Origin of the sequence: Peribacillus sp. YIM B13481, from assembly GCF_042787985.1 — a bacterium.
GTDB classification, from domain to species: Bacteria; Bacillota; Bacilli; order Bacillales; family DSM-1321; genus Peribacillus; species Peribacillus simplex_A.
The window spans coordinates 69,899-92,928 of sequence record NZ_JBHZPE010000006.1 but is presented as its reverse complement, the minus strand read 5'-3'; the positions used below and the strand labels follow the sequence as shown (position 1 = coordinate 92,928).

The following is a 23,030-nucleotide window of genomic DNA, read 5'->3' as shown; positions in this document are numbered from 1 at the left end:
TTTCTATAATGAAAGTATTTAAATTAATTAAATTGAGGTGATTTGATGGGGCATTAAAGAATGTTCGTTTTGACGGACGGACGCTGCCTTGCGTAACGGATATGTGCATATTCTTGAAAAATAGCTGCACTCCTTCATACAGAAATTCTTCTATTTCCCGTCTACGCATCGCTTATCGGCATATACTTTTATTCTCTTCATCACTTAAAAAAATGGGAGTTCAAACAGCTGCACATCCATTTACCATAGCTAGTTTGAATGATTCCCGAAAATATTCAGCAAGGCAAAAAAAATATACTTGTATATTTTAAAAATGTAGGAGGTGGACTCCTTATTCGTCTCGTAGGCGAGTTAAGGGAGACTATTTGGACATAATAAACTTGGTTCTTATTGCCATTTTAATTGCTTTAACAGCATTTTTTGTAGCTACGGAGTTTGCGATTGTTAAAGTGAGAAGCACGAGGGTCGATCAATTAATTGAAGAAGGAAAGCCGAATGCACTTTCAGCAAAGAAGGTAATATCCAACCTGGATGAATACCTCTCAACATGCCAGCTCGGGATTACAGTTACCGCTTTAGGGCTTGGGGTGCTTGGGGAACCGACAGTTGAAACCATTTTGCACCCGCTCTTAAATCAATTGAATCTTCCAGATTCCGCTTCACATGCACTCTCAGTTGCAATTGCCTTTTTTTCCATTACCTTCATACATGTGGTTGTAGGGGAATTGGCACCGAAAACATTGGCGATTCAAAAAGCGGAGCAAGTAACTTTATTGGTTTCCAAACCTTTAATTGGTTTTAACAAGGTCATGTATCCTTTCATCTGGGTACTGAACGGCTCTGCAAGGACGCTTACAAAAATGCTAGGATTAAAAGCAGTTTCCGAACATGATTTGGCTCATACAGAAGAAGAGCTACGTATCATTGTTTCTGAAAGCTACAAAAGTGGCGAAATTAACCAATCAGAGTTTAAATATGTGAATAAAATTTTTGAATTCGATGATCGGATTGCAAAAGAAATCATGGTTCCACGTACAGAAATAGCAACGGTATCCAAAGATGATACGATCCAACAGTTTTTCACCGTTATGGCGGAAGAGAACTTTACACGATATCCTGTCATCGATGGGGATAAAGATCATGTCATCGGAATGGTCAATATCAAAGAGCTATTCACAGAAATGATCGACAAGAACAACCAGGCCGCATCAGTGATCAACCGATATGTTCGTCCGATCATACGTGTCATTGACAGTATCCCTATTCATGATTTACTTTTAAAAATGCAAAAGGAACGCATTCACATGGCTATCCTCATGGATGAATACGGCGGTACATCAGGTTTGGTGACCGTTGAAGATATCCTTGAGGAAATCGTCGGCGATATCCGCGATGAGTTCGACCTGGATGAAGTGCCGGATGTCCGCAAATTAAAAGAAGATCACTATATCATCGATGCCAAGGTATTAATCAGTGAAGTGAATGATTTACTTGGATTGGATATCAACGATGAGGATATTGATACGATGGGCGGATGGATCCTTACCGAGAATTACGAAGCCAAACAAGGTGATATCCTGACTTATGGTCCCTATAACTTTAAGATAAAAGAAATGAAAGATCACCATATCTGTTATATTGAAATATATAAACCAGCTAAAGTCGTAAGCGAAGTAAAAGAATTTCCGATGATATCACAAACTGAAATCGTTTCATGATAATAACCCCCTTTCCTAATTGACATCAGGAAAGGGGGTTATTTTTTTTCAACCGGTACATGAAATAATATAAATACATATTATATAAAACCTGCTGCATTTAGATTGAATGATAATAATTAAGTATAGTTCTACCTTTATTGTTTCATACTGTTAGAAAAGCGATACTTTTTGAAGGAGTGAGGAATTATGAAACTCATAACCATTTGCCAACACTGCAAAGGGAAAGGGAAAACCCGTTTTCTACAATTCTTTTCCCGGGACTGCAATCATTGCAAGGGTCAAGGTAAAGCGATAAAAGATATGTCAAATTTAAGAAACCAGGCAAAAAACCTCTAATAATCTTTCATATTTTGAAGTTGGATTTAATGACACCAGTTTTTTTTAACGTATCATAAACGATCAATATCGAAGGTCCAAGGAAAAGCCCAATGAAACCAAGCATTTTAAACCCTAAATAAAGACTGACCAACGATGCCAATGGGCTCAATCCCATATTTGCTGAATAAATTTTTGGTTCGATGGTCCTTCTTATAATGGTAATGACCAGGAACAGGATAACGAGGCCAATCCCTAGATGATGGTTTCCTTGCGCCCAAACAATTATTGCCCAAGGAACCAGTACAGACCCCGTCCCCAAGATAGGAAGAATGTCCACAACAACTATTAACAGTGCCAATGGAATCGTATACTTCACATTTAACAACCATAGTCCTCCATAAGCCATGATGAACGTAATTAAACTCAATAGGATTTGTGCCTTGATGAAGCCAACTGCTGCTATACTTAAATCTTGATAAACTAGCGATATCTTTTGATAGGTGGATATCTTCAAATAAAGGAATGCCTTTTTTCTTAACTTTGGCAATTCAAGACTAATTAAGAATAAAGCGATTAAATAAATTAAAAAATCAATGAAAAATCCCGGAATAAGCGTAACGAATTGCACCATATCCTGAACAAAGCCCTCTGTGAACCCCTCTAGAGCCTTGACCCCCTTTTCCATCGTTTGTTCTATTGACAGAATGAGATTTGGCGGCAATGTTTGGGAATATCGTTCCCACTGCCTTATGACTGGCAATATCGCCGTCAAATACATTTCACGTATGAATCCAGGAAATTCTTCAGAATAGACAATGATCTTCTTGATTAAAACCGAAAAGGAAAAATAAGTGATGCTCATAAGCCCGCCTACATATAAAACAAATGAAATCAATACTGCCCAAAGCCGATGCAGTTTTGCCGTTTCACCAATCATGCGGACCAATCCATCCAATAGAATGGCTGTGAGTAATGCTAAAATCAAAGCCCATGAATAGGGAATGACGATTAATATGCCTAAAAGGAAAATACCCCTCCAAAACCAGCGGAAAAAGACAGCGACATTCACTGAACAAACCCTCCTTGCACTTTCTTGTTCTCCTTATATTTATGAAACGGGGTCACATATATTTCGCTTATACGTTTTATTTTCTCAATAAAGGGAAAAAGAGTCACAAAGAGATGGAGGGATTGACATTGGATAATAAAGATAAAGAAAAGTATCTTGAAGAGCGCAATGATAAATCCAAGGCGTTCAAAAAAAATCAGGAAAAACAGCTGGAACGTGATCAAGTAGTCATGCCCATTGAAGATTTACCAATTGATGAAATTAAATATGAACGACAAGAAGAAAGAAATAAAAAGGAAACAAAACACCGCTCCACCAGCGACAGGTTTTAAAGCAAAAACCAGCCACTAAAGAGGCTGGTTTTTTGTTTGCGGGATATCTTTGCATTCAGCTTCAAAGTGTGCTATTTGGCTGCCCTTTTCTTGAAGAAATACAGTTACCGATATGGGCACCTTTTGAATGATGGTGTTTTCCATCCCCGTTTCCACCATTGATTTTTTTATCGTATCTGCTTTTCATGGGAAACAAGTCTGTTTTCCATCAGGTTACGGGCAAAAAAAATCATTTACATGGAAAAAAATATGCGCCATCTATTATTAAGCTTCCTCTTGTCAGCTTGTATATCCTTCCCCCATTGTGAGGATTTTGCGAGTCTGGGTTCTCGATTAATTCTATTAATTCTATTCATTCAGCCATTATCTTTCCCATTCCTGAAGTGTTTCCAAAAATAAACATTGACTGAAATAAATGATTCATTACAATAGACTTTTAAGAATTAAAGAATATAATGGACTGGTCGACCATTATAAAGGAGAATCCTATGACGAACCCTACTCAATTATTTCATCAATATTTACAAGTATCCAGATCATTAGTCAGCAAAATGAATGAACAAATTACAGCCCTTGAAATTTATCATAATCAGTGGACAATCCTGAATTATTTAAAAAACTGTGGATATTCCACAATCCCAGATATCTGTAATTACTTGGATGTAGATAATGTTATTATCACACGTTCGGTCAACAGCATGGAACAGAATAATATGATTAAACAGGTCCCTGGAAAAGATGAACAGGAAAAACGGATCGAGCTGACTCCCCGGGGCAAAGAGGTACATACAAAATGCCTTAAAATTGCAGAGAAAATTGAAGGAAAAGCCCTGGATGGCATTACTGAAGAAGAACAGGATATGTTTTTCCAGACGGTCCTTAAAATCCTCAATAATATAAGAAACTGAATGGGTGTCTTATATTATTGTTGAGAGAATCACGGCCTTTCCATTTTCCTGTACGAATCAAGCTATAGCCATACCTTTTTTAAAAGTCGGATTCCTTCTTCGATTTCCCTTTCGGATAAACCACCGTACCCAATCAAAATAGTCGGCCCTTTTACGTTTTTTGAGTGATAAACCGAAGTTGGATGGACTGTAACCCCAACATTGGCAGCCTTTTGAATGAGCTCTGACTCACTTATGCCGTTTTTTACTTTTAAAAGAACGTGTAATCCTGACTTTTCACCGATTACGGCTACATGATCATGGAAGTTCTCTTCAATTGCATTCAGCAACACCTTATTCTTTTTACGATAAATCGTACGCATTTTATTCAGGTGGCGTTCCCAATGTCCATTTATCATAAAAAGACAGAGCGTTTCCTGAATAATTCTGGAAACGGTCTGTTTGTATCCTATTAACTTCTGCTGATAGTCGTAAGCCAACTCCTTGGGTAAAACCATATAGCCCACCCTGATTGACGGGATTAGCGACTTTGAAAACGTGCCAAGATAGATGACCTTTCCATTTGTGTCCAACCCCTGCAAGGATGGAATCGGTTTACCTGCATGACGGAATTCGCCGTCATAATCATCTTCAATAATATAACCCTCTTTTTCTACTGCCCAATTCAATAATTCCACCCTTCTAGTTATCGGCATGATCATGCCGGAAGGAAATTGATGGGAAGGAGTGACATAGGCAACATTCGCTGCACTCGCTTTCAAAGAGTCCACACTAATTCCACCTTCATCTAATGGAATGAAAGCCATATTGGCTCCCTCCAACCTCAGTACCTCCCTAACCCGATGAAATCCAGGGTCTTCCAACCCAAAAATTCGCTCATTTCCAAGAAGCAACCGCAGAAGATGGATGAAATACTGTGTACCTGCCCCAATGATGATTTGATCAGCGCCACAGCGAACTCCTCTCGATTGAAATAGATAGGAAGAGATCTCAGCCCGGAGCCCCCATTCCCCTTGGGGATCACCACTCATGAACATTTTTCTTTCCTGTAGATACAAAGTATTGTTTAAGCATTTTTTCCACACAGCATGCGGGAAAGAATCCATGTCCACCCGGCCATGATTGTAATCGATCATATTCCTTTCATCCTTAGGGCCCATCTTCTCTTCGGTAACATGCAACGGTTCATTCAAAGGTGAGATCGGTTCTAAATCAGCTACGTAAAAACCTTTCCTTAATTGACTTTCCACATACCCTTCTGCCATCAACTGCTGATAAGCAGTATCTACTGTATTAAGGCCTATTCCTAAATGCATGGCTAGTTTTCTTTTAGAAGGCAGTTTCATTCCTGCCTTTATTTGCCCATTCTCGATTTCCGTTTTAAAGTATTTATACAATTGGACATATAAAGCTTCTTTATTCGTCTTATCTAAGGTTAGAGTGATTTCAAACATTTGGTCCTCCTAAAAAACTGGTTCCATAAATTATATCAGCCTTGGTCCTTATTATAGGACCAGGATATTTTTATAATGAAAATATCAATCAAGAGGAGGAGATTATGGAACATATCGAATTACTCGGGAAACACGTGATACTAACCCCAATGATGGAGCATCATATCGAACCGCTTTACGCTGCTTCCCTGCCACCTGAAATATGGAAATGGAGCGCAACAAAGATCTTGTCATATGAAGAGGCGATTTCCTATGTAAAGGAAGGCATCCGAGCAAGGGAGCAGGAACTTCATCATCCATTTGTCGTTATCGATCAAACAAATGATACGATAGTTGGCAGCACTAGCTTCAGAAATATTCAATTTCATAATCAGTCCCTGGAAATCGGTTCGACTTGGTATCATCCCGATAAATGGCGGACAGCCATTAACACAGAATGTAAGTACCTGCTATTGCAGCATGCTTTTGAAAAGTGGCACATGACCCGGGTTGAATTCAGGACGGACGAATTGAACAAAAGGTCGCGTGCAGCAATAGTCAGGCTCGGTGCCCTTGAAGAAGGCATTTTACGGATGGAGAAAAAACTGCAAGGTGGAAGGATAAGGAATACGGTGGTCTACAGCATTCTCGAGCACGAATGGTCCTGTGTGAAAAAGAACTTGGAAGCTTTTTTGGCAAGGTGAAGATGGAGAAAAAAAGTGCCGCTTATTTGAACTGTGCCCCATTTTACGGACAGTATAAAAAAAGCGCCTAAGCGGCTAATATGTGGTCCCGGTATTGTACCGGGGCTATTTTTCAGGTGAGTCTTTATGACCCGATTCAATTTTAGTTAATGAATCCTTTTGCCTTTTCGTGGATCGAATGAATATGCAAACGACAATCGCAAATAAAAGCGGCATTAGTAAAGCAAATAGAAGGTAAATCGTATCTCCAATGAACAAGTTCATTCCCCCTAAGCATTTCGATCCGCACTTTTGTCCGTAAAGCTTTTCCGTCAAACTGGATGATCACTGCTTAGTCTCCCGGTTCCTTCAAATACTTTGTGACAATCGAATCATATCCTGACACTGAATCCCATTTTCATAAATGGCCACGGAATAGTTTCTATTAAAAAAGTCGCGATCGACCCCAGTTATTCTAAAACCGCATTTTTGGTAAAGGGCAAGCTGCCCTATCCCCGAATTTCCCGTGCCGATTTCAATCGTTTTATAACCTTGTTCCCTTGCATGGCTTATGGCGTGTTCAATCAATTGCTTTCCGATTCCTCTTCCATGATGCCGTTCATCCACTGCGATGTTCATTATCTCTATCAATTCAGGACCTTTTTTCAGCAAAACATAAACCCCGATGATTCGCTTATCCATCTCGGCAACAAAGCACGTCCCACTTCCCAAGTATGCTTTTACCAATTTCCTTGAAGGATCAGCCAAAAGCAACAAATGCATCGGCGGTGACTCATCCACCAATAATCCCCTTATCTTCATCCCCATACAAACCCTTCTCATTTTAGTTCTTCTACTAGAAGTTCCATCAATTCTGATGCCGGAAGTTCCCTGCTCAACTTATACCCTTGCCCTGCCCACAAAGCCATCAATTCAGGATTGTTTTTTTGTCCCGCCGCTTTTCGCATTAGCTTGGTCATGTGATGGACATAAGGATATGCGACGGGTGCAATGCTATCATATTCCCTTAAAAAGTGATTCACCAACCCGCGTGCCCTCCGGCCGCTGAAGGCGCGGGTAACTGAGGTCTGGGTAAAACGGGGATTTCCGAGAGCTGCCTTATGGACGGGACTTGCCCCGCTTTCGGGACAGCGAAGGAAAGCTGTTCCCAATTGTGCGGCTGTCGCTCCCGCTGCAAGCACGGCAGCGATATCCTTTCCATGCATCAGTCCACCCGCTGCAATGATTGGTAACTTCAGTTCATTTTCAACCATCCGTATTAATACTAAAAGACCGTAATCGTCTTCCGTGCCGTTCTCGAAGCTGGCTCGATGCCCCCCTGCCTCAATCCCCTGTACACATAGAACATCCGCACCTGCACCAGCTGCCCTTTTTGCTTCCTGAAGGTTGGTTACTGTCACGACAATAAGAGAACCGGCGCTTTGGAGCTCCCTTATTACATCTTCCGCAGGACAACCAAACGTAAAGCTGACGACATCGACCCGAGCCTCTTTTAATGCAGTTAGTTTATTTTCCCAATCATCATCATCACTATCGGCTTTTCCAATCTCAACCCCTACATTCTCGGCCTCCTTTTCAATTTTTTCACGATAGGCAAATAATAAAGTTTCATCCACCACTTCGTTACCTGGAACAAATACATTCACGCCAAATGGGCGCTGGGTCAAGTTACGAGTCTGCCCAATCTCGTCTTTCATCTGTTCTGCACTCTTATAGCCAGCGGCAAGAAATCCCAATCCTCCCGCATTGGATACTGAAGCCGCAAGCCGTGGAGTGGAGGCTCCTCCTGCCATCGGTGCTTGAATGATTGGATATCTCAGTAAATCTTTGAACAATCCACACAACTCCCTTTTGATTTTTACTCATACCCTTATCATTTTTACGTTTTCTTGATATAATGATTATCTGTAAGAGATAAGTGTCTAAATGATCACCCTTTATATCTTGCAAATATAAAACATAGGTGGTAAATAAAAAATGGAAACAAAACCATATAGAGTATTACTTTATTATTTGTATGTACCTATCGAGAATCACGAAGAATTTGCAGCCGAGCATCTTGCGGCATGTAAAGCACTTGAATTGAAAGGTCGTATCCTGGTGGCCTCAGAAGGTATCAACGGAACGGTTTCAGGTACGATCGAGCAAACCAACCAATATATGGAAATGATGAAAAGCGATTCCCGCTTTGCCGATATCGTGTTTAAAATAGATGAAGCTGATGGACATGCTTTCAAAAAAATGCATGTTCGTCCGAAAAATGAACTTGTCACGCTTCGTCTGGAAGATGACATCAACCCGAACCGGACGACAGGCCAATACTTGAGCCCGAAGGAATTCTTCGAGCAAATGCAAGATGAAAACACTATCGTCCTTGATGCCAGAAATGACTATGAATTTGATTTAGGACATTTCAGGGGTGCAATCAAGCCGGAAATCACGAATTTCCGCGAACTTCCGGATTGGGTCCGTGAAAATAAACAAATGTTCGAAGGCAAAAAAATCCTTACGTATTGCACAGGCGGTATCCGCTGTGAGAAATTCTCAGGCTGGCTTGTCGAAGAAGGCTTTGAGGATGTTAGCCAGCTGCATGGCGGCATCGCAACATACGGGAAGGATCCCGAAGTCCAAGGTGACCTTTGGGATGGACAAATGTATGTATTCGATGAAAGAATTGCCGTACCCATCAACCAAAAGGAACACGTCATTGTCGGACGCGATATTTATTCCGGCGAGCCTTGTGAACGCTATGTCAATTGCGCTAACCCTGAATGCAACAAGAAAATCCTATGCAGTGAAGAGAACGAACACAAACATATGCGCAGCTGCACTCACGAATGCCGAGTGCATCCGCGTAACCGCTATGTAGCCGAGCATAACCTTTCTGAAGAAGAAGTATCTGAGAGATTACAGCAAATCGAAGAAACCTTCACGGCAAAATGATTAAGCAAACCCGAATCAGTGGACATGATCCCTATTCGGGTTTTTTTATAGCCTATATCCAATTTTCCGAAGATTACACTTGTTAACTTTCAAAACTGCCCAAACCGGAATATTTCTTACATTCCTACTTCTATATCAAAATAGAAAAAACCTTCTTTAAAAGCAAAAGAAAGAATCAATCCGCTAACTTCTAAAGCTTTTTCATGATTGTCCCTTCATGAAAAAAGCGATTCCTCTTAAAAAGAATCGCTCCTGCATCAATAATTTCAGTTTGCCTCTGCACTCACAACAATTCCGCAAGCTTGTCTATCGCCCGCATCACCAGTTTTCAAGGTATCTCCATCAGATCCTTTTTCTCCACTGGCTTCATAACGATCAGGAATATTGGCAAAGTTGTCTGGATTTGCATGAACGATGACAGCCAACTCTTCTTTCTTCAGTTGGTCTATTGTCATGTTATCCAATGTTGCCGTATATTTTGCTGTCCCATCTTCTTTTACATAGAGAGGGGGCATGTCCCCTGCATGATTCGAGTGCGTTTCATCAGTTGGATTGAAGTGTCCTCCCGCTGTAGTGAAAGGGCCTTCCTTAGCACGTGCGTCACATGCCGCGTTTTCGTGAATATGGAATCCATGATAGCCTGGCTCAAGGCCTTCCAAAGTGGTCTCGATCACCACAGCATTCTCTTCCGCGGAAAAGTTTACAGTACCAAGGGGTTTACCTTTTATATCTTTAACTTCTGCTTTCACCTGCGGATCCATCTCTGTATCTGTTCCTTGTCCCACTGTATTCATATCTTCGGCATTTTTGTCGCCCTGATTTGAATCATCCGCTGAATTACATCCATACAGTAAAAAGGCAGCACACATAGGCAGCACAAATTTTTGCTTATAGTTCATGATAAATCCCCTCACTCTCTTATATGTATATTCCTCTTATTATTTACCACTATTATGGAAAAATAAACAGAAAGCGGGATAAATAGGAAAATAGATTACACCAGCGAGTAGAACCTCTTACTAAATTCACAGACAAGGATCTTATATTATAGCTTAATGGGCTCACATTTTACAAAGTGATGACACCGAAAGCAATGGCTGCAATCGTCATGATGATGGTTGTCCCAAACGCCCATTTAAACAGGAATTTTTGGTGATCCCCAAAATCCACCCCTACAAGACCAATCAATATGAATGTGGCAGGCACCAATGGCGATAATGGGAATCCTGTGGTCGAATGACCTAATAAAGCCGCCCTTCCGATTTCAACAGGGGCAATACCGAAGTTCGATGCCGTTTCACTGATAATCGGCAGAATGCCAAAGTAATAGGCATCAGGTGAAAAAATGAACCCCATCGGAATGCTCGAAAGCGCTACGACCAGTGGCAAATGTGCCCCAAGCCAATCCGGAATGATGGTTACGATTGAAGCGGCCATCGAGTCCATCATCTTCGTTTCAGTGAATACACCCGTAAATATCCCTGCAGCAAAAATGAGTGTACAGATCATTACGAAACTATTGGCATGACTTAAAATCCTTTCCTGCTGTTCTTGTGGGTTCGGAAAGTTAACCAATAACGCAATAGCAAAAGCGGAGGCAAATAGGATTTGGATTGGCAGCAATTCCATCACCAGCAATACCATCAGTAAAATCGTCAAGAGCCAATTAAACCAAAATAACTTGGATGTTCCTTCAGGTGTGGTTTCAGCGGCTGCAGCCTGTTCACTCATACCAGGTGGCATGGTCCTTCCCATCGACCTGACTCCTAATCTCTCTCTTTCCTTTTTGCCAAGTACATATGCCGAAAAAAGTGTCCATAAAAGCCCGCAAATCATGACTGGAATGAGAGGAATGAATAACTCCGATACTTGAACTTGAAGGCTCGCGGCCGCTCTCACCAAAGGTCCTCCCCAAGGAATCATATTCATGACCCCCGCACCTAAACCAACGACACAGGCCAATACGAGTCTATTCATTCCTAATTTCATATAAAGCGGTAGCATGGCGGAAACGGTGATCATGAATGTAGAAGAACCATCCCCATCCAAACCTACCAACATGGTTATTATGGCAGTTGCCATGACAACCTTTAGCGGGTCGCCTTTTACAAAACTCAGTATTTTAGCGATCATGGGCTCGAATAAACCAACGTCAATCATTAATCCAAAATATAAAATAGCAAAAACGATCATGACTGCTGTTGGTGTCACCTTTAAAATACCTGCCACCATCATATCTCCCATTTCAGATGCAAACCCGCCAATCACACCAAAAGCAATCGCCGTGAGGATAAAAGCGACGACTACGGATAGACGCTTTGTGATGACTAATACCAAAAACGTTAAAATCATGCTAAATCCTAAAATAGTTAACATGTAAAAAACTCCTTTAATTTGAAAATGAACGCCTTTCCTTTTATCTAATTTTTCCGAAAAATCAATATTTTCAAATTATACCATTTGCACATTCATTAAAAAACCAGTTTTTATAAGCAAAAATCAAATTCATTTAATAAATTAGTTAATTTCTGTATACTATTATTTAGGAACCCGAAGTTTTTTTCGAAGGAAAGAAGTGTTGTATGTAAAATGAATGCTCATAAAATAGCTAAACGGAATCTTTTCATCATGTGGTTCGCCAACTTCTTCATAGGCGGAAGCATGACGATGGTTCTTCCATTCATATCTTTATACATTGGTACATTCGGGGATTATTCGACCCAATATATCCAGCATTGGTCCGGATGGACATTTGGTATCACCTTTGTGACTGCCTTTTTATTTTCTCCTATTTGGGGACGGATTGGCGACCGGTATGGCAGAAAGAAAATCTTGATTGCCTGTGCCTTTGGGATGGGACTGTCCATTTTCTTGATGGGATTCGTTGAAAATGTTTGGCAGCTTTTCGTCTTAAGGATGTTCACGGGAATATTCACTGGCTTCATATCCATGTCACAGGCCTTCATATCAACGCAGACTCCGAAAGAGATTGCCGGACGCGTACTGGGAACACTGCAAACGGGAAATATAACTGGTTCACTTTTCGGACCATTGCTTGGCGGCATTCTTGCAGACACACTCGGCTATTCAACCGCCTTTAAATTCACCTCTATCACCATTTTCATCTCTGGACTTCTTGTTTTTGCAACCAAGGAGTATCAAATGGAACGGCAAAAGGGAACAAAGTCGAGCTATACAAGCAAGGAGGTTCTCTCGCATATCATGCGGAATCCGATCCTAGTGAATGTCATGCTCATTTCGACACTTGTTCAAGTAGCCCACTTCAGCATCCAGCCCATTCTTTCTTTATACGTCGGCGAGCTGCATGGAACTTCCAATCTTGGATTTTATTCAGGTATCGCCTTTTCTGCGGCAGGCCTAGGGAATTTATTGATGGCGCGTCACTGGGGCAAGATAGGTGATCGGCATGGACATGTGAAGATTCTTGTGCTGCTTCTTTTTCTGACTGCCACTGTCTACTTGCCTGGTGCCTTCATCAATCACTTTTGGCAGCTTGTTTTTGTACGTTTCATACTGGGCATGGCAATAGGTGGCATCATCCCTGTAAGGATTGCCTACATTCGCCAAGAAGCGCCGGTCGCAATGCAGGGGGAAGTACTTGGGTACAATACGAGCCTGCGCTTTTTAGGCAATATCATCGGACCTGCTATGGGCGGTATGGTAGCTGGTTTCTATGGATTCTCCGCTGTTTTCATCACGACCAGTACCTTGCTCCTTATCGCTGGCCTGGTCCTCTATTACGCGATGCACCGCAATCCGGAGTTGGCCAGATCACATTAATCAAATTCGGGCGAGAAAACCTGCTTCCAGATGGAAGTCAGGTTTTTATCTGTTTAACGCACATACAGCCGTATTGCCAGATACATCTGAAGCTGGATCTTGTTTCGGTCGGATCCCGATTAAGGCAGTGATGCCGAGATCGACTACTTTATTCAAAAATACATATCATCAAGCATCAGAGTTATTGTGAATGCGGAATCATCGAAGGAAACCAGAAAAGGATTTGAAGCGAGTGCACTTTCAAGCCTATCAGTTAAATAACATGCTTTGTAAAGATAGGTTCAAAAGAAATGAATCAAACTTCCTGAAGGTCATAGCTTTAGGCTAACCACTTTAATATCATCATACCCACCCATAAACTGATAAGTATTTTTTCTGCACTTCAATTTTATGTTAAGATTATTTTAGGCAAATTTTATGAAAGTAAAAGACGCAAAGCCACGGGCCTAAACCAACAACTTAGTTGTCATGGCAGCCGGGCCGCCATGATTTATCTTGATTAAATCGCTTAATCATTTATTTCGTGCCCCTTTTTAATTTGCCTAAAAATTTGAAAAAAGAGGGTTATATATGTTTTTTCCAACCATTTATTCAGCTGCTACGGATGAGAGACACATAGTTAAAGATAAAAATACATGTGCATGCGGCACAAGATATAATGTATTCGCAATGTTGACAAGAAGCGACCTTCGAAAGATCAGGTTCAAGCATTATAAAGAAGTGACATGTCCAAAATGTAAATCCAGTATCCTTGATAAGGAATAGCCACTTAACACTGCCCTCTACGAAGTAGGTGAAAGGGAAAATATCGTTCCGTTAAGTAAAGCTTCCTTACCTTATGCCAATCAAGTTAAGGCACAAAATCGACATAAAAAAAGATCCTTCAAGGACTTTTATCATTGTCTTAAAAGGTGTACGGTCGGACTATAGTTGGCTCGATTGGTATAAACCGTGCAGTTTATCAGCAATAATCATTCAATCGTGTTTTCTGCATCTTCTAAAACCATGTCCGGAATGTCATGGATCCGTTCCATTCGGTAACGCAATGCACTGCGGTGTTTGAAAAATGAAATCCATAGTATTTTTGAATTTCCGTTATTGAATAGGTAGACACTTAATGTACCCATCAGATTTGCTCCCCCCTTCAGCATGTGCAGGGTCTTTCAAATTATCCAAGAGCTTGTAAGAGCCCAATTCGTCAAAAATGGCCAAGCTATTTTTTTGGAAATCCAATTCTGCTGAATTTATAAGCATGCATGCCCTGTTTATAGACCTAATAATAATCCTCCATCTTAATGGTGGTGCCCATCCCAATATGTAGCGCCAAGGAAAGCTTATTGAAAATAGCTGTCCATTAAGATAATGATATATCTCCTCCTATACGGGGTTGCGAGTTCACTTTCCCTTCCACGGATACCATCATATCATCGCTTTAAGTCATGATGATTTCTTTATTAAGATACAGTTGTTCTTTCATATGATCCCATTCCAAGGCTTTTTCTGCCTGCCTTACAATCAGGTTCGGATGGTTAGGCAGTGACTCCACTTCCAGTTCCACAGCCCCAATGTAAATCGCTTCCGCAGTCTTGAGAAACACTACCAACAGAACCAACAACTGAAACCCACCCGATTTTTCAGTAAAAGGGAAATAGGCATGTAATTCATTCTCCCCCCATTACCGTAATCGTTTACTAAAGTTTTGAGGATCCTATCGAAGGACTTTGTAAACAAACATAGTTTACCGATCCTTCGTATAGATAAATGGAGGCATCTTCAGCCCTGGTCCCCCCACATGATAGCTCAAGCACTTTTTTCCTTCTTTAGGCATGAATAGCCCTAGAAATATCCATATAGATAGAAAGAAGGTCACATGCTATAATTTAGTGCGTTAACAATGAAAGTAACACACATATATAAAGAAAAGAAGGAGTGTTTCTTTGAATACATCAGCATACAAACAGGAATGGTTCGGTAACGTTCGGGAGGATGTTCTTTCCGGAATTGTCGTTGCCTTGGCATTGATTCCAGAGGCGATTGCCTTTTCGATCATTGCTGGTGTTGACCCAATGGTAGGTCTATATGCCTCATTCTGCATTGCCATCGCCATCTCGTTTTTCGGCGGAAGGCCGGGAATGATATCGGCTGCCACTGGAGCAATGGCACTCGTAATGGTCGATCTTGTTAAAGATCACGGCTTGAACTATTTACTTGCTGCAACTATATTGACTGGTTTGCTGCAAATTTTACTAGGGGTTTTAAAAATCGGGAAATTAATGAAGTTCATCCCGAAGCCGGTCATGACTGGTTTTGTGAATTCTCTAGCCATCTTGATTTTCACGGCACAGCTTACCCATTTCGTGGGCGAATCATGGATCATGTATCTCATGACAGCCATTTCATTAGCTATCATTTATCTTTTTCCGCTGATCACGAAAGTCATACCTTCACCACTTGTCGCCATCATATTCATGACAATCGTTGCAGTTACCACGGGAGCTACGGTGCGTACGGTTGGGGATATGGGGCAATTGACTGAAGCCCTTCCGATGTTCATGCTTCCTGACATCCCTTTGACCTTCGAAACTTTGGCGATCATTTTCCCTTATTCCATAGCCCTTGCGTTTGTCGGGTTGCTTGAATCATTATTGACCGCTCAAATTGTCGATGAGATGACTGACACGGACAGTAATAAAAATAAAGAAGCCAAAGGCCAAGGGATTTCGAATATCATTGCCGGATGTTTTGGCGGAATGGCAGGATGTGCGATGATCGGCCAATCCGGTATCAACATTAAATCGGGAGGAAGGGGCCGGCTTTCCACTTTTGTAGCTGGCGCATTTCTTATGGTATTAATCGTGGTATTGAATGATGTCCTTGTTAAAATACCGATGGCTGCCCTTGTCGCAGTCATGATCATGGTTTCAATCGGGACCTTTGACTGGTCTTCCCTAAAGCGGCTCACTAAAGCTCCAAAGACGGATGCAGCAGTGATGATCGTGACGGTCCTCATTGTTCTTTATACACATGACTTATCTAAAGGGGTATTTGCTGGAGTGCTCTTGAGCATGATTTTCTTCTCGGCTAAAATTTCTAAAGTGGCTGTTGAGAAAACGGAAGACATCCATGCCAAGAAAATCATTTATCGTATCAGCGGACAAATATTTTTCGCTTCGGTTCAGGACTTTGTTTCTAAGTTCGATTTCAAGGAAAAAGCCGAAACGGTCATCATCGATTTTTCCCATTCTAAAATATGGGATGCTTCTGCAGTCGGTGCTGTTGATACGGTTGTCCTTAAATATCAGTTTCAAGGTACACCTGTCCAGGTGCAAGGCCTGGACGAGGAGAGTTCGTTATTGCTTGAAAAACTCGCCACCTCAGAAAGTAAAATATCTTGAAAAAGTATAATTCTGCTGAATAGAAACTTTTCAAACCGACAAAATAGATAACATGAAATATTTCCTTTTGAAAGGAGCGAAAAGCATGACATCCGATCAGGATTATACAGCAGCGAATCTGTCACCAGATTTATTGAATGAACTGAAAAGCTTTGAAAGCAAACTTGGCGAGGAAGCCAATAAAGAACTGATTGTCATCGCCTATGAAAAAGAAAAGGAAACCTTAAATTAAAAAAAAAGACTCAAACACCTTTAAATGGATGGTTGAGTCTTTTTTTGATGTACAGAAAAGGGGCCCCAAAGTATTAAATGGGCACCCCTTTTCCAATATTATTTACTGAATACGTCCGTTAAAACCGGAACGATTTGTTTTTTACGCGATACAACGCCCTCTAAGACGGCAATGTTATTGTTTAATGAAACGTCATATGCCTTTTCCACTGCATCAGCCGCTTTTCCAAGAGCCAAGGCCACAGAATCATTGGTCAAGATATCCGTTACGACGAATAGGAATAAATCCAATTCCTTCACAGCGATGACCGATTCAATGGCTGCTTCTATTTCAGCTTGCTTAGCAAGAACTTCGTTCGGATCTACAGCATTGACCTGAGCTATCTCAACTTTAGCCATTCCCATGGAGAATTCTTTTGCATCAAGAGTGATTAGCTGGGCAATCGTCTTGTCGCTCAAGTCAGCTCCCGCCTTCAACATTTCCAAGCCATATGTTTCAGCGTTTACTCCCGCAATATCAGCCAGTTCCATAGCTGCTGCAACGTCTTGCTCTGTGCATGTCGGGGATTTGAACAATAAAGAATCGGAAATTATGGCAGATAGCATAAGTCCGGCGATCGTTTTAGGGACTTCAATGCCGTTTTCTTTATAGATTTTATTTAAAATGGTTGCCGTACAGCCAACTGGCTCCGCACGGTAATATAAAGGATCGCTTGTTTCAAAGTTAGCGATACGGTGATGGTCAATAACTTCCAACACACGGACTTGGTCAATATCTTCTGCACTTTGCTGGCGTTCGTTGTGGTCGACCAGGATCACGCCATCCGCTTCCCCTGCCACTTTTTCCACAAGGCGGGGAGCTTCGAATTTGAATTGGTCCAACGCATATTGAGTTTCACCATTCACTTCACCCAGACGAACTGGTTCAGCGTTGATACCTAGTTGCTTTTTAAGATCTGCATAAGCGATTGCTGAACAGATTGTGTCTGTATCCGGGTTTTTATGTCCAAAAACTAATACTTTTTCCAAGATTTTAACCCCTTTTTCATAAATATTTTTCCGCGAATCCCCTCATCGCAATAAGGGAGACCCACCTTTACTATACACTTTATTTTAACACAAAATCCCGTAAATTCAGTGCTCGAATTACCCATTCCCCAATAAAATCTTTCATTCTCAATCCCTCTACCTTCACTTTGTCAATAGATAAGGGTTGGTTTTTCTCAAATATATTAGTTGAATTATCATCGTATATGGCTTACGATAATATAAGCAGAAATACTAGATATTGATTACACAAACAATACTAATAACTATATATAGAATATTTTATAATCAAAGGTGCCAGTGATGGCTGAAAAGGGAATCCGGTGTAAACCCGGAACTGTCCCCGCAACTGTAAATGTGACGAAATGAGAAACCACTGTATAGCTCTCTCTATACGGGAAGGACTCAAAGTAGGATGATCATGAGTCAGGAGACCTGCCTTGATTTTTTCATGTTTCTTATTCTTCGGGGATTGAGATGATGAAACGATAGTATAATGGCTATTTTTTCATGGTTCTTTTATTCTATCGTTTGATCCGCTCAATCCATTTGGGCGGTTTTTTTATTTTAGCGGAAGTTTACAAGGAGGATTATTAATGACTCAAACATATAACTCTACCATAAGCGAAAATGACACCGAAACGAATTCAATCCAGCTTGAGATGTTATCAAAGGAATTCGAAGGCCGTCTCGATATGGAAAAGTTCAAAAAGCGTTTTATAAAATGGCTTGATCGCAAAAGTGACTCAACCGATGAACAGGCATCAAAAAAACTGATTCAGCTCGCTCTTGAAAGTGTGGATATAGATGCTCCCGATTGGACGTTCGTTGCTGCAGCAGAACTATTGAATACGATGTATAGGGATGCACAGGCAAATCGAGGTTATGAAGGCATGAGTTATGGCCCATTCTATGAACTGATCACGGAACTCTCGCAACTTTCAGAAGGCCAGCGTTATCCCATTTATAAATCAGAACTGCTAGCTTCTTATACGAAAGCAGAAATTGAGGAATTGGGTTCGGTGATCGACCCGGAAAAGGATAAATTATTTTCTTACATAGGCATCTACTTATTAAACGATCGCTACCTAGCCCGCCCAAAAAAAGACAAGGTCTACGAACTGCCTCAAGAGCGCTTCATGATCATCGCGATGGAAATCATGCGAATGGAAAAAACGGAGCATCGTCTTCAACTAATAAAAGAAGCTTACTGGGCCATGTCCAACCTTTATATGACTGTTGCGACGCCTACTCTATCCAATGCAGGTAAAACGCATGGACAGTTAAGCTCTTGTTTTATCGACGCAATTGAAGATTCCATTGACGGCATCTATCTATCTAACTACGATGCTGCAAAAGTATCAAAATTCGGCGGCGGTGTAGGTCTTTACGTTGGTAAGATTCGTTCGCTTGGTTCTGATATCCGAGGTTTCTCTGGAAACAGTTCCGGCACGACTCCCTGGATCCGGCTATTCAACCAGACAGCTGTCAGTGTCGATCAATTGGGGCAACGTAAAGGTGCCATCGCGATTTACTTGGATGCCTGGCATAAAGATATTATGAGCTTTCTTGATTTGAAGACGCAAAACGGGGATGACAGATTAAAAGCCCATGATATTTTTACAGGTGTATGTATTCCTGATTTGTTCATGGAGGCTGTACGCGACAGAAAAGAATGGTATCTTTTCGATCCACACACCGTCAAGCAAACCCTTGGATTCTCACTTGAAGATCTTTATGACGAGAAGAAAGGCGAAGGAAGCTTCAGGAATCATTATGCACTTGCTGTCGAGGCCGCAGAAAACGGTACACTTCCAAACTATAGCTTTGAAAAAATCAATGCGATGGACATCATGAAAAGCATCATGATTTCTCAATTAGAAGAAGGCGTACCATATATGTTCTACCGCGATGAAGTGAACCGGAAGAATCCGAATAAACATAAAGGCATGATTTACTGTTCTAACCTTTGTACGGAGATTGCTCAAAACTTAAGCCCTTCGACGATTACGGATGAATATGAAACAGAAGATGGAGATGTCGTTGTGGTCCGTAAAAGCGGCGATTTCGTTGTCTGCAACCTATCATCCATTAACTTGCCCCGTGCGGTGAGCAGCGATGTTTTGGAGAGGTTAATTCCCATTCAGGTCCGGATGCTGGATAACGTCATTGATGTCAATAATCTTCCGGTCAAGCAAGCATCCATCTCGAACAAACGTTACCGGGCAATTGGTCTAGGAACGTTTGGATGGCATCATTTACTTGCCACTCAGAATATTTATTGGGAATCGGATGAGGCTGTTCACTATGCCGATGCTTTATACGAAAAGATCGCTTACTTAACAATCAAAGCATCCAACGAGTTGGCCAAGGAAAAAGGATCATACCCATATTTCGAAGGATCGGATTGGCATACAGGGGAATATTTCGAACTTCGTGACTATACAGATCAAAAATGGATGGATTTAAAAGCAGATGTGCAGGAGCACGGTACCCGTAATGGATATTTAATGGCTATTGCCCCCAATTCATCGACTGCTAAAATCGGTAATTCAACGGATGGAATCGATCCTTTGTATGAAATTGAATTTTACGAGGAAAAGAAAAACTTCAAATTCAAGGTGACCGCACCAGGATTGACGCCAAATACGTATGAATATTATAAAAAGACCCGCTTTAATTTGGACCAACTGGAGAGCATCAGGCAAAATGCAGCCCGCCAACGCCATATTGACCAAGCAATCAGCTTTAATCTGTATGTACACAACACAATCAAAGCGAAGGTCCTATTGGATATCCATTTAACGGCGTGGGAATCCGGGTTGAAATCAACGTATTATGTTCGTTCGACTTCTTCCGAATATGACAATGCCTGCGAAAGCTGTTCTAGTTAACGACGATCAAACCCTTAGTAATCTATTCTTAAAGGAGTTTTCACGAATGACCAATCATATAAAAAAGATCCGGATGCTGGAACCAACGCATCCAACTAAAGCGACCGGTGTTTTCAAAGGAGAAGCTTCAGGCTTTCTCCTTTGGAACGATATTCAGTATGAGAAATTCTATGATACCTATACACAGCTCATCAATAACTTTTGGAAGCCTTCAAGCGTGAACATGATTCAGGATAAAAAGCAGTGGGGAGAATTGGACGAAGATATCCAGGACGCTTTTCTTGATATCCTTACGATGATTGCTGGAATGGACAGTCTACAAACGCCTACTTTAGTAGAAATCCTTCGGTATATAAAGGATCCTGCGGCAAAAGCTATCCTGGCAAACATGGCCCAACAGGAATCCATCCATAATGAATCCTATTCCTATATCCTTGCTTCCCTGATACCGGTAGGCAAGCAAAAACAGCTTTTCGACCGCATTAAAGAACATCCGGAAGTGATTAAGCGTAATCAACCGATCGTGGATGCCTACCAAAAGTTTGTGGACGATCCAAGCCCTCAGCATTTATTCGAGGCACTGATCCATTCAACGAACCTCGAAGGGATTTATTTCTATCTGGCTTTCGCCTTCTATTATAATTTAGGACGCCAGAACCTTATGACCGGCTCGGCGACGATGATATCCTATATCCATCGCGATGAAATGGTCCATTTCGATTTCATTGGAATGCTCGTTCAAATCTTGATGTATGAATATCCAGAGTTAAATAATGAAGAAAACACGAAATTCATCTATAAAACGATTGAAAAAGCCGTCGAACTCGAAAAGGAATGGTCTGAGTATATGCTTGAAGATATCCAAACCAAAGCCGATCTCGATTTGGAAGAGTTCAATGAATACATCGAATATATCGCCAACAAACGGCTTCGCATGCTAGGCCTTGAAAACTTGTATAAAGAGTATAGTGAAAACCCGATGCCTTGGATCAAAACGTTCGATGATGAATCCATCGGCCTTACCAAAACCGATTTCTTCGAACAGAAGTCAAGGACCTACAGTCAAGTAAATGCCAGCAATGGATTCGATGAGCTATAAAATCGCCATTGTCTATCATTCTGCTGGAGGAAATACAAAAGCTCTTGCTGAAGCCATCGCTTCCCTATTACCTGGAGCTGAACTATATCAACTGCATGAATTCGATTTAGGTACATTGCCCGATTACGATGCATTGATCGTCGGTACCTATACATGGGGAAATGGGGAGCTTCCTGCCAAATCAGCAGCCCTTTACAAAGAACTGGAACAGTTGCCTATTGCTCATCTGAAAACGGGAGTCTTTGGCACTGGTGAAACCAACTATAATCATTTTTGTGGAGCGGTCGATCATTTCCGGGACATGTTATTTGCCAAAAGCCAGTTATTGGTGACATTGAAGATAGAACAGATGTATCAAGAATCAGACTTGCCCAGACTTCAAAAGTTCGCCTCGCTATTCCAGAACTGACTAAAAGGTGATATGCGTTTTCGCATATCACCTTTTAGTATTTTTTTAAAAATTTGGCTCCCTATATCATAGCAGCGGTAAGCATGAAGTATAATGGAATAAAAAGGGGATAATATCCAATGACTGAAAATTTAACCCAGTTCCTGCCTATCCTGTTTATGCTAGCGCTTGTCGTATTCGTTATATTCATCGTTTTTTACCTGGCAGGGCATTTTAATCGTTCTAAACGGATCGAAGAAAAATTGGACAAAGTATTAAGGGAAATGGCCGAAAAAAAAGAAGAATAAACGTGGTTTCCCTTACAGGGGAAAATAAAAAGACTCCAGTATCGGAGTCTTTTTTTATATGCGTTCAATTATTTTTGAACGTTAGCTGCTTGTGGTCCACGAGCGCCTTGCTCGATTTCGAAAGAAACTTCTTGGCCTTCTTCAAGAGTTTTGAAGCCTTCGCCTTGGATAGCTGAGAAATGTACGAATACATCGTCTTGGCCTTCAACTTCGATGAAACCGAAACCTTTTTCTGCGTTAAACCATTTTACTTTACCTTGTACCATGATAGTTCCTCCTGTGTTTGGAAAAATCCATTTTATTACTATTTTTGGTTCTGGATAATGTTTCAAGAGGAATCCTATAACAGTAAATCCTTCTATCAAACTTATTCCGAACAAAAATAATTACTCATATTATATCATGGAAAATCCAAAAAAAACAAGATTATCGCAGTAAT

General features: G+C 41.1%; 24 protein-coding genes and 2 riboswitches. Of the genes, 12 read left to right on the top strand and 12 right to left on the bottom strand.

The window, feature by feature from the left end; all coding sequences use genetic code 11:
• The first annotated feature begins 365 nt into the window (after nt 1-365).
• Nucleotides 366-1,718: a hemolysin family protein gene (locus tag ACFX4X_RS06300; RefSeq protein WP_317777213.1), complete on the top strand. Its 1,353-nt coding sequence runs from the start codon at nt 366-368 to the stop codon at nt 1,716-1,718.
• A gap of 346 nt (nt 1,719-2,064) precedes the next feature.
• Here the strand turns inward: ACFX4X_RS06300 and ytvI are convergent, their stop codons facing one another.
• Entirely contained in the window at nt 2,065-3,108 is a 1,044-nt protein-coding gene (gene ytvI / locus ACFX4X_RS06295; RefSeq protein ID WP_318683862.1) for a sporulation integral membrane protein YtvI, read from the bottom strand.
• A gap of 128 nt (nt 3,109-3,236) precedes the next feature.
• Between ytvI and ACFX4X_RS06290 the strand changes: the two genes are divergently transcribed.
• Nucleotides 3,237-3,440: a hypothetical protein gene (locus ACFX4X_RS06290; RefSeq protein WP_081108978.1), complete on the top strand. Its 204-nt coding sequence runs from the start codon at nt 3,237-3,239 to the stop codon at nt 3,438-3,440.
• A gap of 15 nt (nt 3,441-3,455) precedes the next feature.
• Here ACFX4X_RS06290 and ACFX4X_RS06285 read toward each other — a convergent pair whose 3' ends face one another.
• The gene (locus ACFX4X_RS06285; RefSeq protein ID WP_284471567.1) at nt 3,456-3,584 is read right to left on the bottom strand and encodes a hypothetical protein; all 129 of its coding nucleotides are present in this window, start codon (nt 3,582-3,584) and stop codon (nt 3,456-3,458) included.
• Nucleotides 3,585-3,928: 344 nt separating this feature from the next.
• Between ACFX4X_RS06285 and ACFX4X_RS06280 the strand changes: the two genes are divergently transcribed.
• Nucleotides 3,929-4,348, top strand: a complete 420-nt coding sequence (locus ACFX4X_RS06280) for a MarR family winged helix-turn-helix transcriptional regulator (protein WP_377382540.1) — start codon at nt 3,929-3,931, stop codon at nt 4,346-4,348.
• Nucleotides 4,349-4,410: 62 nt separating this feature from the next.
• Here the strand turns inward: ACFX4X_RS06280 and pdxR are convergent, their stop codons facing one another.
• Nucleotides 4,411-5,802, bottom strand: a complete 1,392-nt coding sequence (gene pdxR, locus ACFX4X_RS06275) for a MocR-like pyridoxine biosynthesis transcription factor PdxR (protein ID WP_377382538.1) — start codon at nt 5,800-5,802, stop codon at nt 4,411-4,413.
• Between the two features lie 104 nt (nt 5,803-5,906).
• Here pdxR and ACFX4X_RS06270 point away from each other — a divergent pair, with 104 nt between their 5' ends.
• Nucleotides 5,907-6,485, top strand: coding sequence for a GNAT family N-acetyltransferase (locus ACFX4X_RS06270; protein WP_377382536.1), 579 nt, complete (start codon nt 5,907-5,909; stop codon nt 6,483-6,485).
• Between the two features lie 105 nt (nt 6,486-6,590).
• Here ACFX4X_RS06270 and ACFX4X_RS06265 read toward each other — a convergent pair whose 3' ends face one another.
• From ACFX4X_RS06265 to ACFX4X_RS06255, 3 genes are all read right to left on the bottom strand, one after another.
• Entirely contained in the window at nt 6,591-6,743 is a 153-nt protein-coding gene (locus tag ACFX4X_RS06265) for a hypothetical protein (protein WP_377382534.1), read from the bottom strand.
• A 90-nt stretch (nt 6,744-6,833) separates the two neighbouring features.
• Nucleotides 6,834-7,286 carry a GNAT family N-acetyltransferase gene (locus ACFX4X_RS06260; protein WP_377382594.1) on the bottom strand — a complete coding sequence of 151 codons (453 nt, stop codon included), beginning with the start codon at nt 7,284-7,286 and terminating at the stop codon, nt 6,834-6,836.
• Nucleotides 7,287-7,303: 17 nt separating this feature from the next.
• Nucleotides 7,304-8,278 carry a nitronate monooxygenase gene (locus ACFX4X_RS06255; protein ID WP_377382592.1) on the bottom strand — a complete coding sequence of 325 codons (975 nt, stop codon included), beginning with the start codon at nt 8,276-8,278 and terminating at the stop codon, nt 7,304-7,306.
• 184 nt (nt 8,279-8,462) lie between these two features.
• On the opposite strand from ACFX4X_RS06255, the gene trhO reads away from it, so the two are divergent.
• The gene (trhO, locus tag ACFX4X_RS06250) at nt 8,463-9,428 is read left to right on the top strand and encodes an oxygen-dependent tRNA uridine(34) hydroxylase TrhO (RefSeq protein ID WP_377382533.1); all 966 of its coding nucleotides are present in this window, start codon (nt 8,463-8,465) and stop codon (nt 9,426-9,428) included.
• 266 nt (nt 9,429-9,694) lie between these two features.
• On the opposite strand, the gene ACFX4X_RS06245 is transcribed toward trhO, so the two are convergent.
• Complete coding sequence (locus tag ACFX4X_RS06245) at nt 9,695-10,327, bottom strand: superoxide dismutase family protein (RefSeq protein ID WP_377382531.1); 633 nt, start codon at nt 10,325-10,327, stop codon at nt 9,695-9,697.
• A gap of 169 nt (nt 10,328-10,496) precedes the next feature.
• Nucleotides 10,497-11,804: a CitMHS family transporter gene (locus ACFX4X_RS06240; protein WP_089363748.1), complete on the bottom strand. Its 1,308-nt coding sequence runs from the start codon at nt 11,802-11,804 to the stop codon at nt 10,497-10,499.
• Between the two features lie 213 nt (nt 11,805-12,017).
• Here ACFX4X_RS06240 and ACFX4X_RS06235 point away from each other — a divergent pair, with 213 nt between their 5' ends.
• Nucleotides 12,018-13,229 (top strand): MFS transporter, encoded by a 1,212-nt coding sequence (locus tag ACFX4X_RS06235; RefSeq protein ID WP_089363747.1) that lies wholly within the window; start codon nt 12,018-12,020, stop codon nt 13,227-13,229.
• Between the two features lie 397 nt (nt 13,230-13,626).
• A riboswitch (cyclic di-GMP riboswitch) is annotated at nt 13,627-13,717 on the top strand.
• 483 nt (nt 13,718-14,200) lie between these two features.
• Here ACFX4X_RS06235 and ACFX4X_RS06230 read toward each other — a convergent pair.
• Both ACFX4X_RS06230 and ACFX4X_RS06225 read right to left on the bottom strand, forming a co-directional pair.
• Nucleotides 14,201-14,356, bottom strand: coding sequence for a hypothetical protein (locus ACFX4X_RS06230; RefSeq protein ID WP_377382529.1), 156 nt, complete (start codon nt 14,354-14,356; stop codon nt 14,201-14,203).
• A 305-nt stretch (nt 14,357-14,661) separates the two neighbouring features.
• Nucleotides 14,662-14,844, bottom strand: a complete 183-nt coding sequence (locus tag ACFX4X_RS06225) for a hypothetical protein (RefSeq protein WP_284471576.1) — start codon at nt 14,842-14,844, stop codon at nt 14,662-14,664.
• A gap of 322 nt (nt 14,845-15,166) precedes the next feature.
• Between ACFX4X_RS06225 and ACFX4X_RS06220 the strand changes: the two genes are divergently transcribed.
• Nucleotides 15,167-16,624: a SulP family inorganic anion transporter gene (locus tag ACFX4X_RS06220; RefSeq protein WP_377382527.1), complete on the top strand. Its 1,458-nt coding sequence runs from the start codon at nt 15,167-15,169 to the stop codon at nt 16,622-16,624.
• A gap of 85 nt (nt 16,625-16,709) precedes the next feature.
• Complete coding sequence (locus ACFX4X_RS06215; protein WP_155727240.1) at nt 16,710-16,856, top strand: hypothetical protein; 147 nt, start codon at nt 16,710-16,712, stop codon at nt 16,854-16,856.
• 98 nt (nt 16,857-16,954) lie between these two features.
• On the opposite strand, the gene ACFX4X_RS06210 is transcribed toward ACFX4X_RS06215, so the two are convergent.
• Entirely contained in the window at nt 16,955-17,884 is a 930-nt protein-coding gene (locus tag ACFX4X_RS06210) for a manganese-dependent inorganic pyrophosphatase (RefSeq protein WP_284471578.1), read from the bottom strand.
• Nucleotides 17,885-18,177: 293 nt separating this feature from the next.
• A riboswitch (cobalamin riboswitch) is annotated at nt 18,178-18,359 on the top strand.
• 139 nt (nt 18,360-18,498) lie between these two features.
• Here ACFX4X_RS06210 and ACFX4X_RS06205 point away from each other — a divergent pair.
• From ACFX4X_RS06205 to ACFX4X_RS06190, 4 genes are all read left to right on the top strand, one after another.
• Nucleotides 18,499-20,796, top strand: a complete 2,298-nt coding sequence (locus ACFX4X_RS06205; RefSeq protein WP_377382525.1) for a ribonucleoside-diphosphate reductase subunit alpha — start codon at nt 18,499-18,501, stop codon at nt 20,794-20,796.
• A gap of 46 nt (nt 20,797-20,842) precedes the next feature.
• Entirely contained in the window at nt 20,843-21,895 is a 1,053-nt protein-coding gene (locus ACFX4X_RS06200; RefSeq protein WP_061461932.1) for a ribonucleotide-diphosphate reductase subunit beta, read from the top strand.
• On the top strand, nt 21,867-22,304 hold the full coding sequence (locus tag ACFX4X_RS06195; RefSeq protein WP_289320889.1) for a flavodoxin domain-containing protein: 438 nt from the start codon (nt 21,867-21,869) through the stop codon (nt 22,302-22,304). Before ACFX4X_RS06200 ends, ACFX4X_RS06195 begins: the two co-directional genes overlap by 29 nt.
• Nucleotides 22,305-22,423: 119 nt before the next feature.
• Entirely contained in the window at nt 22,424-22,591 is a 168-nt protein-coding gene (locus ACFX4X_RS06190; protein WP_284471581.1) for a hypothetical protein, read from the top strand.
• Between the two features lie 68 nt (nt 22,592-22,659).
• Here ACFX4X_RS06190 and ACFX4X_RS06185 read toward each other — a convergent pair whose 3' ends face one another.
• A complete protein-coding gene (locus tag ACFX4X_RS06185; RefSeq protein ID WP_028393295.1) occupies nt 22,660-22,857 on the bottom strand; it encodes a cold-shock protein in 198 nt (65 codons plus the stop codon).
• Nucleotides 22,858-23,030: the final 173 nt, after the last annotated feature.

What these genes read in the sequence shown, in the direction of transcription:
- ACFX4X_RS06285 (WP_284471567.1), bottom strand. Translation starts at nt 3,584, where the DNA reads ATGGAAAACACCATCATTCAAAAGGTGCCCATATCGGTAACTGTATTT.
- ACFX4X_RS06280 (WP_377382540.1), top strand. Translation starts at nt 3,929, where the DNA reads ATGACGAACCCTACTCAATTATTTCATCAATATTTACAAGTATCCAGA.
- pdxR (WP_377382538.1), bottom strand. Translation starts at nt 5,802, where the DNA reads ATGTTTGAAATCACTCTAACCTTAGATAAGACGAATAAAGAAGCTTTA.
- ACFX4X_RS06270 (WP_377382536.1), top strand. Translation starts at nt 5,907, where the DNA reads ATGGAACATATCGAATTACTCGGGAAACACGTGATACTAACCCCAATG.
- ACFX4X_RS06260 (WP_377382594.1), bottom strand. Translation starts at nt 7,286, where the DNA reads ATGAAGATAAGGGGATTATTGGTGGATGAGTCACCGCCGATGCATTTG.
- ACFX4X_RS06255 (WP_377382592.1), bottom strand. Translation starts at nt 8,278, where the DNA reads ATGGCAGGAGGAGCCTCCACTCCACGGCTTGCGGCTTCAGTATCCAAT.
- trhO (WP_377382533.1), top strand. Translation starts at nt 8,463, where the DNA reads ATGGAAACAAAACCATATAGAGTATTACTTTATTATTTGTATGTACCT.
- ACFX4X_RS06245 (WP_377382531.1), bottom strand. Translation starts at nt 10,327, where the DNA reads ATGAACTATAAGCAAAAATTTGTGCTGCCTATGTGTGCTGCCTTTTTA.
- ACFX4X_RS06240 (WP_089363748.1), bottom strand. Translation starts at nt 11,804, where the DNA reads ATGTTAACTATTTTAGGATTTAGCATGATTTTAACGTTTTTGGTATTA.
- ACFX4X_RS06235 (WP_089363747.1), top strand. Translation starts at nt 12,018, where the DNA reads ATGAATGCTCATAAAATAGCTAAACGGAATCTTTTCATCATGTGGTTC.
- ACFX4X_RS06230 (WP_377382529.1), bottom strand. Translation starts at nt 14,356, where the DNA reads ATGGGTACATTAAGTGTCTACCTATTCAATAACGGAAATTCAAAAATA.
- ACFX4X_RS06215 (WP_155727240.1), top strand. Translation starts at nt 16,710, where the DNA reads ATGACATCCGATCAGGATTATACAGCAGCGAATCTGTCACCAGATTTA.
- ACFX4X_RS06205 (WP_377382525.1), top strand. Translation starts at nt 18,499, where the DNA reads ATGACTCAAACATATAACTCTACCATAAGCGAAAATGACACCGAAACG.
- ACFX4X_RS06200 (WP_061461932.1), top strand. Translation starts at nt 20,843, where the DNA reads ATGACCAATCATATAAAAAAGATCCGGATGCTGGAACCAACGCATCCA.
- ACFX4X_RS06195 (WP_289320889.1), top strand. Translation starts at nt 21,867, where the DNA reads ATGCCAGCAATGGATTCGATGAGCTATAAAATCGCCATTGTCTATCAT.
- ACFX4X_RS06190 (WP_284471581.1), top strand. Translation starts at nt 22,424, where the DNA reads ATGACTGAAAATTTAACCCAGTTCCTGCCTATCCTGTTTATGCTAGCG.
- ACFX4X_RS06185 (WP_028393295.1), bottom strand. Translation starts at nt 22,857, where the DNA reads ATGGTACAAGGTAAAGTAAAATGGTTTAACGCAGAAAAAGGTTTCGGT.